We start from the raw sequence: 14,741 nt of genomic DNA, 5'->3' as shown, positions 1-14,741 counted from the left end.
GCTTGCTCCCGCTCGGCTGCGCAGCAGTCGTAAATCCTGCAAACGCAGTATGTCTGAATGAATGTGATTGCCGGGTATGGGGCCGCTTCGCAGCCCAGCGGGAGCAAGCTCCCTCGCCACAGTGGTTTGCTTTTCAGTTAGACCGGAAGGTGAATCCCGAAAGTATTCATCCCGCGATCACTGCGCACAAACACATCCCCACCGTGCATCAACGCAATCGCCTTGACGATCGCCAACCCCAATCCATGGTTGTTGCCGCTGTTGCTGCGCGAGGCATCGACCCGGTAGAAGCGCTCGAACAACCGCGGCAAATGCTCGTTGGCAATCGGCGATCCCGGGTTGGCCACGCCGATGCTGACCTGATGCTCTTCAACCTCGATGCGCACCTCGATCACCTTGCCCGGCTCGGTGTGCTGCACGGCGTTGCTCAGCAGGTTGATCAGCGCCCGGCGCAGATGCGCAATCTCGATTCGCACCTTGGCATCGCCGCTCACATGCACCTGCACTTGCGCGTCTTCGAGGATGAAATCCAGGTACTCCAACGTGGTCGCGACCTCATCGGCCAATGAAGTTTCAGTGAGTTTGGTCGCCTTGCTGCCCTGATCGGCGCTGGCCAGAAACAGCATGTCGTTGATGATCGAACGCAGGCGTTCCAGTTCTTCAAGATTGGATTGCAGCACTTCGAAATAATGCTCGGCGGAGCGCCCGCGCGTCAGTGCGACCTGGGTCTGGCCGATCAGGTTGGTCAATGGCGAGCGCAGTTCGTGGGCGACGTCGGCGTTGAACGATTCCAGCCGCGAATAGGCCTGTTCGACCCGCTCCAGTGTCGAGTTGAACGACTCGACAAACTGCTCAAGCTCCGGCGGCAACGGTGACAGGCGCAAGCGCCCGGCGCGCAGTGGCGGCGCCAGGCGCTGGGCTTCGTGGGACAGTTTGATCAGCGGCTTCAAGCCAATCCGCGCCACCCAATAACCCAGCGCCGACGCCAGCAGCACGCCGACAATCGCCAGGCCGATCAGGGCGATCAGCAGGTTGTGCTGAGTCTCGTGGAAAGTCTCGGTATCGATGCCGATCATGAAGCGCAGCGGCGGGCGTTGATCCTTGGCGGGCAATTCGGTGAGCAGCACTTTCAGCGGATAAGGATGCTCGGGCAATTGCAGGTCATGCATGCCCAGCGGCCCTTGGGCGAAGGCGCGGATCAAGGCATCCGGCTCGCCATATTCGTAGCCGGGATCGCCGCTGACCACCCAGAAACGGATGCGTTTGTCCTCTTCGCCGAGCAGCTTGAGCTTGGCGTTGATCTTCACCCAATGCTCAGGCGTGCCATAACGGTTGAGCGCCGATTCGAGCACGCTGTAACGCGCATCCAGCTCGGCCTCCGGCAGCAGACCCAGGCCTTTGTCGACCTGCTGATACAACGCGCCGCCGATCAACAGAAACACCAGCAGCGCCACCAGCGTGAACATGCCGCTGAGGCGCAGGGCAATCGAATTACTGGACACCACGGCTCTCCAGCACATAACCCATGCCGCGAATGGTGTGCAGCAGTTTCTCGTCGAACGGTCCGTCAAGTTTGGCCCGCAGGCGCTTGATCGCGACTTCGACGACATTCGCGTCGCTGTCGAAATTGATGTCCCAGACCATCTCGGCAATCGCGGTTTTCGAGAGGATTTCACCTTGCCGGCGCGCCAGCACGCTGAGCAGCGAGAACTCTTTCGCGGTCAGATCCAGCCGCGTGCCGGCGCGGGTGGCCTTGCGGCTGATCAGATCGATCCACAGGTCGGCGATGCTCACTTGCACCGGTTCATGGCCGCCGCTGCGCCGGGTCAGCGCTTGCAGGCGAGCTACCAGTTCCAAAAAGGAAAACGGCTTGCCGAGGTAATCGTCGGCGCCGTCACGCAGGCCCTTGATCCGGTCTTCAACGCGCTCGCGGGCGGTGAGCATGATCACCGGGGTCTGCTTGCGCGCACGCAATGCGCGCAGCACGCCGAAGCCATCCAGGCCCGGTAGCATCACGTCGAGGACGATCACCGCGTAGTCGCTTTCCAGCGCCAGATGCAGGCCCTCGACGCCGTCGCGGGCCAGATCCACGGTGTAACCCTGTTCCGTCAGACCGCGGTGCAGATAGTCCGCGGTTTTTTCCTCGTCTTCGATAATCAGAACGCGCATGACCGCCTCAGTCTGTAGTCGCCAGTGCCGTCGTGGGCATCGGTTTGGGCCTGTGGAACAGCCGCTCAAGCCACAAGTATATGACCGGCGTGGTAAACAGCGTCAGCATCTGGCTGACCAGCAAGCCGCCCACCACCGCGATCCCCAGCGGCTGGCGCAGTTCCGCGCCGGTGCCGTAACCGAGCATCAGCGGCAGCGCGCCGAGCAACGCGGCGAGGGTGGTCATGATGATCGGCCGGAACCGCGTCAGGCACGCTTCGAAAATCGCCTCCTGCGGTGCCAGTCCGCGATTGCGCTGGGCTTCCAGCGCAAAGTCGATCATCAGAATGCCGTTTTTCTTGACGATACCGATCAGCAGCACCAGCCCGATCAGCGCCATGATCGAAAAGTCCTGACCGCAGATCCACAGCATGATTACTGCACCGAGGCCCGCCGCCGGCAGGGTCGAAATGATCGTCAGCGGATGCACGAAGCTCTCGTAAAGCACGCCGAGAATGATGTACACCGCCACCAGCGCCGCGAGAATCAGCCACGGCTGACTGGCCAGCGAACTCTGGAACGCCTGCGCCGCGCCCTGGAAGTTGCCACTGATCGCGGTCGGCATGCCGATCTCGGCCTTGGCCTGATTGAGCAGGATCACCGCATCGCCCAACGCCACGCCGGGCGCGAGGTTGAACGACAGGTTGGCGGCCGGGAACATGCCGTCATGGGCAATCGACAGCGGGCCGATGGTCGGCGCATCGAATTTGGCCAGCGCCGACAACGGCACCATCTCGCCACTCAGCGGCGAGCGCAGGTAGAAATAGTTGAGGCTTTCGGCCTTGCCGCGTTGTTTGGTGTCCAGTTCCAGAATCACGTTGTACTGGTTGACCTGGGTCTGGAACTCGTTGATCTGGCGTTGGCCGAAGGCGTCGTACAGCGCCTCGTCCACGTCACTGGCGGTCAGGCCGAAACGCGCGGCGGCGCTGCGGTCGATGCTGATGTGAGTGATGCTGCCGCCCAGTTGCAGGTCGTTGGAAATGTCGCGGAACGCCGGGTTGCTGCGCAGTTTTTCGGTCAGGCGCTGGGTCCAGGTGGCGAGGGTCGCGCCGTCGTTGCTCTTGAGCACGTATTGGTATTGTGCGCGGCTTGGCCCGGAGCTGAGGTTGATGTCCTGGCCGGCGCGCAAGTACAGGACGATGCCCGGGACTTTCATCAGTTGCGGACGAATGCGGTCGATGAACTGGCTGGCCGAGACGTCGCGGTCGCCGCGTTTTTTCAAAGCAATCCAGAAGCGCCCGTTGGCAATGGTCTGGTTGCTGCCGGATACACCCACCGAGTGCGAGAACGCCTGCACGGCCGGGTCGGCGGCGACGATTTCGGCCATCGCCAGGTGTTTTTTCACCATGTCGCCGTAGGAGATATCCGCCGCGGCTTCGGTGGTGCCGAGGACAAACCCGGTGTCCTGCACCGGGAAAAAACCCTTGGGGATAAAGATGTAGCCGGCAATCGCCATTGCCAGCGACAGGCCGAACACGCCGATCATCAGCTTCTGATGGGCGAGGGCGCGGCGCAGGCCTTTTTCGTACCAGGCCAGCAAGCGTTCGCTGAAGCCCGGTTTGTCGTGGGCGTGGTGCACCGGTTTGCGCATGAACAGCGCTGCCAGCGTCGGCGCGAGGGTCAACGACACCACCACCGAAATCAAAATGGTCGAGGTCGCCGTCAGGGCGAATTCCTTGAACAACCGCCCGACCACGCCGCCCATGAACAGCAGCGGAATAAACGCTGCCACCAGCGAGAAACTGATCGACACCACGGTAAAGCCGATCTCGCCGGCACCTTTGACCGCCGCTTCGCGCATGCTGTCGCCGGCCTCCAGATGCCGGTGGATGTTCTCCACCACCACGATCGCATCGTCGACGACAAACCCGACCGCAACGACGATCGCCACCAGCGTCAGGTTGTTCAGGCTGAACCCCAGCAGGTACATCAGGGCGAAACTGGCGGTCAGCGACACGCCGAGCACGGCCGAGACGATCATGGTCGCCGACAACTGGCGCAGGAACAGCGCCATCACCGCCACCACCAGCAGAATCGCGATCAGCAGGGTGATCTCGACTTCATGCAGCGAAGCGCGGATGGTCTGGGTGCGGTCGATCAGGGTTTTCACCTGCACCGAGGCCGGGAGCATGGCTTCGAGGCCGGGCAGGGCGGCTTGAATGCGGTCGACGGTTTCGACGATGTTCGCCCCCGGTTGCCGCGATATGACCAGGTTCACCCCGGGTTGATCACCAGCCCAGGCCTGCACGTAGGCATCTTCCGAACCGTTGACGACTTTGGCGACATCGCGCAGGTGAACCGGGGCGCCGTCCTTGTAGGAAACGATCAGTTGGCTGTAATCCTCGGGGTGGAACAACTGGTCGTTGGTCGACAGCGTCGAGATGCTCGATTCGCCGTACAACGCACCTTTGGCGAGGTTGAGGCTGGTCTGCTGGATCGCCAGACGAATGTCGGCCAGGGTCAGGCCAATCGCCGCCAGTTTGTCGGCCGAGGCTTGCACGCGGATCGCCGGACGTTGCTGACCGGTGATGTTGATCTGGCCTACGCCGTCGATCTGACTGATCTGACGCGAGAGCAGGGTTTCCACCAAGTCGCTGAGTTCGGTGCCGGGCATTTGCGTCGAGCTGACGCTTAAGATCAGCACCGGGCTGTCGGCCGGGTTGACCTTCTTCCAGGTCGGCAGGGTCGGCATGTCCTTGGGCAGTTTACCGGCGGCGGTGTTGATCGCCGCCTGGACTTCCTGGGCGGCGGTGTCGATGCTCTTGTCGAGGGTGAATTGCAGGGTCAGCAGGCTGGAGCCGAGCGCACTGCTGGAGGTCATCTGGGTCATGCCGGGGATGGCGCTGAATTGCACCTCCAGCGGCGTGGCCACGGACGAGGCCATGGTGTCGGGGCTGGCGCCGGGCAACTGCGCCGAGACCTGAATTGTAGGAAATTCTGCTTCCGGCAGTGGGGCAATTGGCAGGCGCGGGAAGGCAATCACGCCGACCAGCACCAATGCGATGGTCAGCAGAATCGTCGCGACGGGGTGATCGATGCACCAGGTGGAAACGCCTTTGTGCTCCTTCATGGTTTCGGCTCCGCTTGCACCACCTGCGGCGGTTCGGTCATGACCTGCACGGTCGAACCGGGTTTGAGCCGCGACTGGCCGTCACTGACCAACTGATCGCCGGCCTTCACGCCTTTGATGATGTCCTGCCCGCTGCCCTGATAAACCATCTGCACTTGTACGGCTTCGACCTTGTCGCCATTCACGCGATAGACGAAGTGTTGATCGAGACCGCGCTGTACGACGGTGGGCGGCACCACCAGCGCATCCTTGTCCAGCGCCGTCTGAATTTTTACCGTCACCAATAGGCCCGGCCAGAGTTTCTGGCTGGCGTTGTCGAATTCGGCCTTGGCGCGGATGGTGCCGGTGTTGGCGTTGATCTGGTTGTCGATCAGGGTCAGGTGACCTTCGCCGAGCAGGTTGCCGGTTTCGCCGTCGGTGTCGGCGCCGATGTAGGCCTTGACCTGCGCACGCTGCGGATCGTTGATCAAGCCCTGCAGGGTCGGCAGCATTTGCTGGGGCAGCGAGAACTCGACGGCGATCGGGTCGATCTGGGTCACGGTGAACAGGCCGGCGGTGTCGGTCATGCGCAGGAAGTTGCCTTCATTGACTGTACGAATACCGACGCGGCCGGTGACCGGGGAGCGAATCTGCGTGTAGGAAAGTTGTACCTGCGCCGAGTCAATCGAGGCCTGGTTGCCCTGGGCGGTGGCTTTCAGTTGGTTGACCAGTGCCTGCTGCTGGTCGTAGGTCTGCTTGGAGACGCCGTCGTCGACGCTGAGCAGTTTGTAGCGCTTGAGGTTGACCAGGGCGACCTGCAATTGCGCCTGGCTTTCGCCCAGTTGCGCTCGGGCCTGGTCGAGGCTGGCGCGGATCGAGCGGTCGTCGATGGTGGCGAGCAGGTCGCCGGCTTTGACGAGTTGGCCTTCCTTGACGAGGATTTTGGTGAGGATGCCGTCGACTTGTGGGCGTACTACGACGCTGTGTAATGAGAGTACGGAGCCGATGCCACTGGTGTAGCGGGGGACGTCTTTTTCGCTGACGGTGACGACGCGAACCGGGATGGCGGTCGGGGTGGCCAGTTTGGTCGGGGCGGGTTTCATTGCCCACCATGCGCCTGCGGCGGCCAGGGCGATCACTAGGGCTAGTAGGGCTTGGTTTTTCTTGATTCGCATGAAATGGGGCGCCAAGGGCTGGAGTTTGGGCAGGTTGGGTATTTATAAACTTGTTTGGGGGTCAGGAGGGTGACGGCTGGCTGTCAGCGCTGTCAGTTTCGCCGGGGTGTATATCCGTTTCTGCGGGTGTGGCTGATTACGGTTCCGCCCTTACGGCGGGTCACTTTTGACAAACGCCTCAAAAGTAACCAAAAACGCTTGCTCCTGCGTTCGGCCCGCTCGCTAAAGCTCGGGGTTCCTTCGCTCCGGGATCGATCCGGGCGCAGCGCCTACGGTTTGCTTCGCTGCACCTCCTCTCGCTGTGTTTGGCTGCGCCAAACGGTCGCTGCGCTCCCACGCCCGGATCAATCCCTCCACTCAGCCTTCCGACGTCGCCCGTGGATCAAGATCAAGAGCGACAGCCGAGCTTGCGCTCATCCTGGAGTGGGGCGGCATGCGCCGCGTGCGGGTTGTACTTATCTTCCCTGTAGGAGCTGCCGCAGGCTGCGATCTTTTGATCTTGCTTTTGCTTTTGCTCTTTTGTGGGAGCTGGCTTGCCAGCGATGGCGGCCTGACAGCCGACCAATCTCTGGCAGGTGTACTCGATTCAACTGTGGGAGCGAGCTTGCTCGCGAAGAGGTCTGTCCAGTCAGCCGATTACATTGATCTGTTTAATTTTGTGCCAAACAACCAGAACCTTCCCACAAGGTTTTCAGGTTGTCCGTCGGAAGCGGGGTCTCTAGGCTTTGGTTGTCGCTGCAAATTCAGCGATCGGGTGTGGAAACCCGATTCAAGTAGAAACAATGCACCAGCACCGTAATCGTTGCCGACGTCTTTTTTCGTCTGCAAACTGCGTCGCGGCGGCTGTGCGTGGGCAGACTTCGGTCTGGCCGGTTGCCTACTTATCGGTTTTCCACCCCGCGCACAGTTGCCACCTTTTGTCGTGTGGAAACGACAAAGGCTGGCTCCCAAATACAAGTAGGAGCTACCCATGGATAAACTGATTCCAGACCCACCCCCCGAACCTAAAACCCCACTCGCCGAAGCCATCCGCGCAGAAGACCTCGCCCAAAACCGCGAAGCCATCAAACGCGCGCTCGACTTCTACCTCTGTCCGCAACCCGCCCAGCCGCGACAGCCAAGCACAATGTTTCTGGTCAACCCAGCTATCGACACCGAAACCCTGCTCGCCCACGCCTACGAATCGTTGGCCTCTGTCAGTGCCATGGCCAGCAATTTCGCCAATGAACTCGGTGGTCCGCAACGCAGCACGGCGTTGGCGATCCAGCAGATCGTCATGCTCGCCGAACTGGCGGTGAATCGGGCGCTGGATAGGGTTGATCCACGCACTTGATCCGTCCAGGCACCGCGTCATCCTTCATCGCGAGCAGGCTCACTCCCACTCACCTATGGGAGCGAGCCTGCTCGCGAAGACGTCTGTGCGGGCGACGCATCTCTGCCGGCTCTTGTTGTTAGCCGGTCCCAAAAAGGGACCGATCATTCCCGATTCGGGAAACATTGCACCTACCTCTAAACCGTTCGGCGTACGCTGCAAATCTTCAGGTGCTGTCGCAAGGCGCGCAGGTATACTGCGCGCCTTCGCGGCTCACTGTTCGGGCCCGACTTTTTGCTTTGCGGAGCTTTTATGACTTCCCCGACCCAACCGCCGGTTGACGACGCCGTGAGCGATGTCCCGGCTGAACTGGCTGACGCCAGCGAAACCAAACCCGAGATCCCGGCTTTCAAGTTCCCGTTCAAACCAGGTGAACTGGCGGCTGCCAAGGGTTCGAATCAGCCGTGGTACAAGAACGGCGCCAAGAACGGTCACACCAAGACCCCGGGCATGGCGCCGCCGGGTACCCGTCGCTCGATGGGCAAGCGCTGAGTTTCATCCCTCCTTTTGGCCATCGACTGCGATTTTCGGTCGCAGTGATGGCTAAGTGCTCAGATCCTGAGCCAGATCAATATTTGACCAATTGGTGCGCTTAGAGTCAGCAGCCCTGCCGACTCTTCCAATAAAACGAGCGCGCCATTCATGAAGATCAATCTCCCGGTAACCGGCCGTAACGTCGATGTGGCGCTGGATGCGAACATTCTTTCGACCACCGATCTGACCAGCGCGATCACCTACGCCAACGAAGACTTCATCAGAATCAGCGGTTACAGCCGCGACGAATTGCTCGGCACCCCGCACAACCTGCTGCGCCACCCGGACATGCCGGCGCAGGCGTTTGCGCATATGTGGCAGACACTCAAGGGCGGGCGCTCGTGGATGGGGCTGGTGAAGAATCGCTGCAAGAACGGCGATCACTACTGGGTCAGCGCGTATGTCACGCCGGTGACGCAGAACGGCGTGGCGGTGGAGTATCAGTCGGTGCGCACCCGGCCTGATGCGCGGCAGGTGGCGGCGGCTGAGCGGGCGTATGCGCAATTGCGCGGTGAGTCGAAGGGGCGGCGGGCGCTGCCCGGGCTTGGTTTGCGCGGCAAGGTCACGGCGTCGGCCAGTGCTTTGCTGGGGCTGGTGCTGGGGATTGAAGCCTGGTTGCGCCCGGAGTCGGCGTGGATCGACGGGGTGCTGTTTGTCTGCGGCAGTAGCCTTTGTGCGTTGGGTGTGCGCTGGATCTTGCGGCCGCTGGAGCGGCTGAGCGAACGGGCGCGGCAGGTCGCGGACAATCCGTTGAGTCAGAGCATTTACACCGGGCGCCGCGATGAAATCGGCCAGATCGAATTCGCCCTGCAGATGCTCGAAGCGCAGGTCGGCGCGGTGGTCGGGCGTATCGGTGATGCGTCGCAGCAGTTGGCCGGGCACGCGGCGCAATTGGTCGATCATCTGCAAAGCAGCCACAGCAGTTCGCTGGCGCAACAGGCCGAAACCGATCAGGTGGCGGCGGCGATTCATCAGATGGCCGCCAGCGTCGCGCAGGTTGCCAGCCATGCGCAGCAGGCGTCGGTGGCGGCGGATATGGCCGGGACGGAAACCCGAGAAGGGCATTTGCTGGTGGGCGAGAGTCGCAGCGCGGTGCTGCGTCTGGCCGAAGAACTGCGACGGGCGACCGAGGTGATTCATCAGCTCGAAGGCCACAGCAGCGAGATTTCCGGGGTGCTGGAGGTGATCCGCAGCATCGCCGAGCAGACCAATCTGCTGGCGCTCAACGCGGCGATCGAGGCCGCACGGGCCGGGGATGCCGGGCGCGGCTTCGCGGTGGTAGCCGATGAGGTGCGCGGGCTGGCGCAGCGCACGCAGCAGTCGACCAATGAGATTCAGCGGATGATCAGCACCCTGCAGAACGGCGCGCGGGATGCGGTGCTGGTGATGCAGCAGAGCAGCGAGCATGTGGATAACAGCGTCGAACAGGCCCAGCGCGCGGCGCGGGCGCTGGACGGGATCAGTGAGCGGGTCGAGCAGATCACCGAAATGAGCCTGCAGATTGCCGCAGCGGTGGAGCAGCAGAGCGCGGTGAGCGAAGACATTAATCGCAACATCGTCAGCATCCGCACGGCGTCGGAATTGACGGTGGATGAAGGGCGGCAGAGTCAGCGCAATTCGGAAGATGTGGCGGGGCTGGCGGGGGATTTGCGGTTGTTGGCGCGGGAGTTCTGGGGGCGGCGGCAGGTTCGGGATTGATGCTGCTCTCACTGGCCTCATCGCTGGTAAGCCAGCTCCCACAGGTTTCTGCGTCGTGCACAAATTATGTGAACACTCGAGAACATTGTGGGAGCTGGCTTGCCAGCGATGAGGCCAGTCCAGTCACCTTGAATTTTGGATCAAGCCGCCCGCAACGAAATAAACGCGTACGTCTGCGCCGGCTCCGTCACCACCTGTGCGCCGGCCGCCACCAATTGCCCGGCAACGTCGTCACCGGACAGATGAAACAACCATTCACTGGATTCTGTATTCAGTGGCTGTGCTGCAACCTGATCGATCACGGCCGCGAACGCGTCCATCTGCGGCAAATACGCGGTAAACCCGTCGCCCTTGAGCGCCGTGGTGCGAATCCCCAGCGCCGCGCAGATCGCATCCTTGATACGGATGTCATCGCGATCAGCCTGGCGCGAGCGCTGGATCAGCTCCAGCAGTTCCTGATCGACCAACTCCCCTCCGACAATCAGCAGCGGCCCCTGTTGCCACGACTCTGGCGGGCAATCCTTGGCGGCTGGATTGAGCGGGATGTGCGGGTTGATTTCCGCCGGATAAATCCTGCACACCAATGGCCGGCGTTCGTAAATGCGGCACAGGTTTTCTTCGTCAAGATTCCGGCAGCGCCCGACGTTGTACGCGGCGAAGGTGATGGCCACGTGGGCCTCGGCCGTGCCGCTGCGCACCACCAGCGAACGCCGCTCGGCGTGTTCACGCTGCTGCGCCGGCAGGCCCAGGCCGTTGCCCAGAAAAGCCTCCACCAGCACGATCACCTGACCGCCATCCGCCGCCCACATGCGGGCTTCGGCGAGGGTCAGGGGCACATGGTGGTCGGTGCAGCATTTGCCGCAGCCAACGCAGGAAAACGTCGTATTCATTGCACGATCAATCTTCAATCAGAGTGTGAAACGGCGACGTAAAGTCGCCAGGCTGAGACTGATCGAAGCAAGTTGTGCGCCAGCCCTCAAGGCTTGGCGGTCGGACGGATCGAGTCCCATTCGGTGACGAAGGCGGTTTTCGACTTTTTGCTGTACAGGCACAGCTCAGTGCCTTGCTGGCCTTTCATGTGTTTTTGCGGGTACTGGCCTTGCAGCAGCACGGCGGTGTAGCCGACGCGGTCATCGAATTGCGCGGGTGTGCCGACGGGTCTGGCGTCTTTCAGGCCGCTGGTCTTGGTGCAACTGGCGAGCACGGTTTTGTCATAGGCAGCCCAGGCGTCGGGGCTGGAGGCGTGGGCCTGGGAGGTGAGGCCGGTGAGGCAGAGCAGGCTCAGGGTGAGGGTTTTCATGGGGCGGCATCCTTGGTCTTGAGGGTCCAGAGGTTGGAGTATGCCTAAAGCGTTTTGTTGCCTGAGGCGCCGCTAAAAGATCGCAGCCTGCGGCAGCTCCTACAGGGAAGCGCGTTCTTTGTAGGAGCTGCCGCAGGCTGCGATCTTTTGACTTTGAATCAGTCCGGCACGATTTCCCGGCGAACCACAAACATCCCGGCACTTTCATACAACCGCTGCGCCCGCAGGTTGTCTTCCAGCACCTTCAAATCGACAAAACCTTCGCGGCGTTGCTGAAACACCTTGAATGCATTCAGCAGCAGCGCTCGACCCAGTCCACGACCATGAGCGCGCGGATGCACTACCAGATTTTTGATATAGGAACTGGTCCAGCATTGCGCCAAACCAACCACGCCCCCAGCGTCCGTGGCAATCCAGCACAGCTGGGGATCGTATTCGGCATCGCTTTCAAACCGCTGTTGCCACTCCTCCAGCGCCGGCACGCGACCACCGCCTTCGCGGTAGCCGAGTTGCATCAGCTGATGCACGGTCGCCGCCAGTTCCGGACGATAAGTGCTCAGCTCAATACCTTCCGGCCAGTGGATGGCCGGCACGCCTTGGCGAAGGTCGCGCCGCATCAAAAAGCAGTAAGTCTGGCTCAACTCAGTGACCGTTGGCCGCGACGTGTTTGGCCGCTTCGATCAGACGTTGGGTCAGTTCCGGCGAGGAGAACTTGGTCAGCACCGCGTTGGCCCCGGCCAGTCGGGCCTTTTCGCTGTTCATCGCGCTGTCGAGCGAGGTATGCAGCAGCACGTAGAGGTGGGCGAAGTCCGGCGTCTCGCGCAGGGTGCGGGTGAAGGCGTAGCCGTCCATCTCGGACATTTCGATGTCGGAGACGATCAGGTTGATCTGTTGCGCGGTGCCTTGCAGATCCAGCAGGCAGTCGATGGCTTCCTTGGCACTGCGCGCGGTGTGGCATTGCAGGCCGAGGTTGCGCAGGGTGTGCACCGATTGCTGCAGCGCCACCTGGCTGTCGTCGACCACCAGAATCCGTGCGTTGCCGAGCACTTCGGCGTCTTCCATGCTCAGGTCGGTCGGGGCCATTTCGATTTGCGCCGGGGCGATGCTGTGGATGACTTTCTCGATGTCCAGCACTTGTACCAGGGTGCCGTCGACCGAGGTCACGCCAGTGATGTAGGCGCGCGAGCCGCCGGAGCCGAACGGCGGCGGCTTGATGTCGGTGGTCAGGCAATGGACGATTTTGCTCACCGCCTGCACATGCAGACCCTGCTTGGAGCGGCTAACGTCAGTGACGATCAGGCAGCCGCCGTTGGGGTCTTCCAGCGGTCGCTCGCCGATGGCACGGCTGAGGTCGATCACCGACAGCGATGCGCCGCGCAGGGTGGCGATGCCTTTGATGTGCGGATGCGACTCGGGCATTTTGGTCAGCGGCGGGCACGGGATGATTTCACTGACTTTCAGCAGGTTGATCGCCATCAGCTTGCCGCTGCGCAAGGTAAACAGCAGAAGCGAAAGTGAATCTGCGCGGGCTTTGGTGGAAGACATATGAACCTTCTGTGGAAAAAGGTGATGGGCGAGGGTGCAAATCGCCAGAAACTATTGATGCCGGGTTATCGACTTGTCGGGGGCAGGCTTTAGGCTCAATCCCCAATCTCGGCCGAACGGCGGCGAATGCTCTGTGGCGAGGGAGCTTGCTCCCGCTGGAGTGCGAAGCGCTCCCATAACCATCCACCGCGGTGTATCAGCTTGGCCATGTCCGCTGATATTGCGACTGCTGCGCAGCCGAGCGGGAGCAAGCTCCCTCGCCACAATGGAGATCTATCTCATTCCAAGGCGTTTAGCCATCCGCCCCAGATTCGCCCGGTCCAGCCCCAACTCCCGCGCCGCACTCGCCCAGCTATCCTGATGACGCTCAAGCGCAGCACTGATCAACTGCCGCTGATATTGCTCGGTGGCGCTGCGCAGATCGCCGCTGATCAACGGCATCGCGGGCACCTCGGCAACCGGCGCGGGCGAGTTATCCACAACCTCGCGCGGCAGATCCAGATCCGCCGCGCTCAAACTGAGAATCTTCGGCCGTACCTTGCAGTTGCCCAGCGCTTTCAGCGCGCTGCGGCCAATCAAGTGTTCCAGTTCACGCACGTTGCCCGGCCAAGTGTAGGCGAGCAGCGCGTCCTGAGCGTCGCTGCTCAGGCGCAGGCTGTTGAGGCCCATGCGCGAGCGGTTCTGTTCCAGAAAGAAGCCGCTGAGCAACAATACGTCGCGCCCGCGATCACGCAACGCCGGCACTCGCAGCGGGTACACGCTCAGGCGGTGATAGAAGTCGGCGCGGTAGCGGCCGCTGCGCACTTCTTCGGCCAGATCGCGGTTGGTCGCGGCGATCAGGCGCACATCGACCTGATGTTCCTTGTCCGAGCCGAGCCGCTGCAACTGACCACTTTGCAGCACCCGTAGCAACTTGGCCTGCACGGTCAGCGACAGTTCGCCGACTTCATCGAGAAACAGCGTGCCGCCATTGGCCAGTTCGAACTTGCCGCGGCGGTCGCTGGTGGCGCCGGTGAAGGCACCGCGCACGTGGCCGAACAGTTCGCTCTCGACCAGGGTGTCGGGCAGGGCGGCGCAGTTGAGACTGATGATCGGTTTGTCCGCACGCGGGGAGGCGGCGTGGATCGCCTGCGCCACCAGTTCCTTGCCGACCCCGGTTTCGCCGGTGATCAGCACGGTCAGGTCGCTGCCGCCGACCAGATTGATTTCCTCCACCAGACGTTTGTGCGCCCTGCTCTGGCCGATCATTTCGCGCTGCTGCTGACCGCTGGCCTGCCGGTAGACCTCGGCGCGTTGGTGTTCGTCTTCGGCACGCAGCGCCAGGCGTTCGATACGTTCGGCGGCGTTGACCGTGGCCGAGGCGAGGCTGGCGAAGGCTTGCAGGGCGTCGAGTTCGATCGGCTCGAAACGCTCCGGGTCGAGGGCGTCGAGGGTGATCAGGCCCCAGAGTTTTTCATCGACGAACAGCGGGCAACCGAGGCAGTCGTGCACTTCCAGATGATCGCCCAGTCCATCGACCAAGCCGTCATACGGGTCGGGCAAGTCGCTGTCGGCGGCGAACCGGGTCGGTCCGGCGCCGTCCAGCAGGATCTCGAAACGGGGATGTTCGCTGACCTTGAAGCGCCGGCCGAGGGTGTCGGTGCTCAAACCGTCCACCGCCAGCGGCACCAGCCATTCGCCGTCCAGGCGCAGCAACGCGGCGGCATCGCACGGCAGCAGGGCGCGCATGGCTTCGAGCAGGCGTCGATAGCGCTCGCCTTCCGGCAGTTCGCGGGACAGGTCGGCGACCAGTGGAAGCAAAGCGGTAAGCAGGGATTTGGCGGTCATGGTCTTGTAGTCAAAGAGACTCGATGTAGTCGC

General features: G+C 62.0%; 12 protein-coding genes. 3 read left to right on the top strand and 9 right to left on the bottom strand.

What is annotated here, in order from left to right:
- Positions 1–137: 137 nt before the first annotated feature.
- From ABV589_RS09520 to ABV589_RS09505, 4 genes are read right to left on the bottom strand one after another with little or no spacing between them, the layout of a single operon-like run.
- Positions 138–1,502, bottom strand: coding sequence for a heavy metal sensor histidine kinase (locus tag ABV589_RS09520; protein ID WP_367085674.1), 1,365 nt, complete (start codon positions 1,500–1,502; stop codon positions 138–140).
- Positions 1,492–2,169 carry a heavy metal response regulator transcription factor gene (locus tag ABV589_RS09515; protein WP_007916978.1) on the bottom strand — a complete coding sequence of 226 codons (678 nt, stop codon included), beginning with the start codon at positions 2,167–2,169 and terminating at the stop codon, positions 1,492–1,494. Before ABV589_RS09515 ends, ABV589_RS09520 begins: the two co-directional genes overlap by 11 nt.
- A 7-nt stretch (positions 2,170–2,176) precedes the next feature.
- Entirely contained in the window at positions 2,177–5,278 is a 3,102-nt protein-coding gene (locus ABV589_RS09510; RefSeq protein WP_367085673.1) for a multidrug efflux RND transporter permease subunit, read from the bottom strand.
- Positions 5,275–6,432 (bottom strand): efflux RND transporter periplasmic adaptor subunit, encoded by a 1,158-nt coding sequence (locus tag ABV589_RS09505; RefSeq protein WP_367085672.1) that lies wholly within the window; start codon positions 6,430–6,432, stop codon positions 5,275–5,277. The genes ABV589_RS09510 and ABV589_RS09505 overlap by 4 nt, the downstream gene beginning before the upstream one ends.
- 970 nt (positions 6,433–7,402) lie before the next feature.
- On the opposite strand from ABV589_RS09505, the gene ABV589_RS09500 reads away from it, so the two are divergent.
- The 3 genes from ABV589_RS09500 (at position 7,403) to ABV589_RS09490 (ending at position 10,036) form a co-directional block, all read left to right on the top strand.
- A complete protein-coding gene (locus ABV589_RS09500; RefSeq protein WP_367085671.1) occupies positions 7,403–7,765 on the top strand; it encodes a DUF6124 family protein in 363 nt (120 codons plus the stop codon).
- Between the two features lie 291 nt (positions 7,766–8,056).
- Positions 8,057–8,296, top strand: coding sequence for a hypothetical protein (locus tag ABV589_RS09495; protein ID WP_007961647.1), 240 nt, complete (start codon positions 8,057–8,059; stop codon positions 8,294–8,296).
- A gap of 150 nt (positions 8,297–8,446) precedes the next feature.
- A complete protein-coding gene (locus tag ABV589_RS09490) occupies positions 8,447–10,036 on the top strand; it encodes a PAS domain-containing methyl-accepting chemotaxis protein (protein ID WP_367085670.1) in 1,590 nt (529 codons plus the stop codon).
- Between the two features lie 140 nt (positions 10,037–10,176).
- Here ABV589_RS09490 and ABV589_RS09485 read toward each other — a convergent pair whose 3' ends face one another.
- The 5 genes from ABV589_RS09485 to norR form a co-directional block, all read right to left on the bottom strand.
- Positions 10,177–10,926, bottom strand: coding sequence for a YkgJ family cysteine cluster protein (locus tag ABV589_RS09485; protein ID WP_367085669.1), 750 nt, complete (start codon positions 10,924–10,926; stop codon positions 10,177–10,179).
- Between the two features lie 86 nt (positions 10,927–11,012).
- The gene (locus ABV589_RS09480) at positions 11,013–11,336 is read right to left on the bottom strand and encodes a hypothetical protein (protein WP_367085668.1); all 324 of its coding nucleotides are present in this window, start codon (positions 11,334–11,336) and stop codon (positions 11,013–11,015) included.
- 158 nt (positions 11,337–11,494) lie between these two features.
- A complete protein-coding gene (locus tag ABV589_RS09475) occupies positions 11,495–11,953 on the bottom strand; it encodes an N-acetyltransferase (protein WP_367085667.1) in 459 nt (152 codons plus the stop codon).
- Between the two features lie 25 nt (positions 11,954–11,978).
- Positions 11,979–12,881: a chemotaxis protein gene (locus tag ABV589_RS09470; protein WP_007968390.1), complete on the bottom strand. Its 903-nt coding sequence runs from the start codon at positions 12,879–12,881 to the stop codon at positions 11,979–11,981.
- A 273-nt stretch (positions 12,882–13,154) separates the two neighbouring features.
- Positions 13,155–14,708: a nitric oxide reductase transcriptional regulator NorR gene (norR, locus tag ABV589_RS09465; RefSeq protein WP_367085666.1), complete on the bottom strand. Its 1,554-nt coding sequence runs from the start codon at positions 14,706–14,708 to the stop codon at positions 13,155–13,157.
- Positions 14,709–14,741: the final 33 nt, after the last annotated feature.

It is taken from the genome of Pseudomonas sp. HOU2, assembly GCF_040729435.1.
Taxonomy (GTDB): Bacteria; Pseudomonadota; Gammaproteobacteria; order Pseudomonadales; family Pseudomonadaceae; genus Aquipseudomonas.
This window is presented reverse-complemented; position numbering and strand designations above follow the sequence as displayed.

Bases quoted from the DNA above. Each gene is read 5' to 3' on its own strand.
- ABV589_RS09500 (WP_367085671.1), top strand. From the start codon at position 7,403: ATGGATAAACTGATTCCAGACCCACCCCCCGAACCTAAAACCCCACTC.
- norR (WP_367085666.1), bottom strand. From the start codon at position 14,708: ATGACCGCCAAATCCCTGCTTACCGCTTTGCTTCCACTGGTCGCCGAC.
- ABV589_RS09510 (WP_367085673.1), bottom strand. From the start codon at position 5,278: ATGAAGGAGCACAAAGGCGTTTCCACCTGGTGCATCGATCACCCCGTC.
- ABV589_RS09495 (WP_007961647.1), top strand. From the start codon at position 8,057: ATGACTTCCCCGACCCAACCGCCGGTTGACGACGCCGTGAGCGATGTC.
- ABV589_RS09505 (WP_367085672.1), bottom strand. From the start codon at position 6,432: ATGCGAATCAAGAAAAACCAAGCCCTACTAGCCCTAGTGATCGCCCTG.
- ABV589_RS09480 (WP_367085668.1), bottom strand. From the start codon at position 11,336: ATGAAAACCCTCACCCTGAGCCTGCTCTGCCTCACCGGCCTCACCTCC.
- ABV589_RS09490 (WP_367085670.1), top strand. From the start codon at position 8,447: ATGAAGATCAATCTCCCGGTAACCGGCCGTAACGTCGATGTGGCGCTG.
- ABV589_RS09475 (WP_367085667.1), bottom strand. From the start codon at position 11,953: ATGCGGCGCGACCTTCGCCAAGGCGTGCCGGCCATCCACTGGCCGGAA.
- ABV589_RS09485 (WP_367085669.1), bottom strand. From the start codon at position 10,926: ATGAATACGACGTTTTCCTGCGTTGGCTGCGGCAAATGCTGCACCGAC.
- ABV589_RS09515 (WP_007916978.1), bottom strand. From the start codon at position 2,169: ATGCGCGTTCTGATTATCGAAGACGAGGAAAAAACCGCGGACTATCTG.
- ABV589_RS09470 (WP_007968390.1), bottom strand. From the start codon at position 12,881: ATGTCTTCCACCAAAGCCCGCGCAGATTCACTTTCGCTTCTGCTGTTT.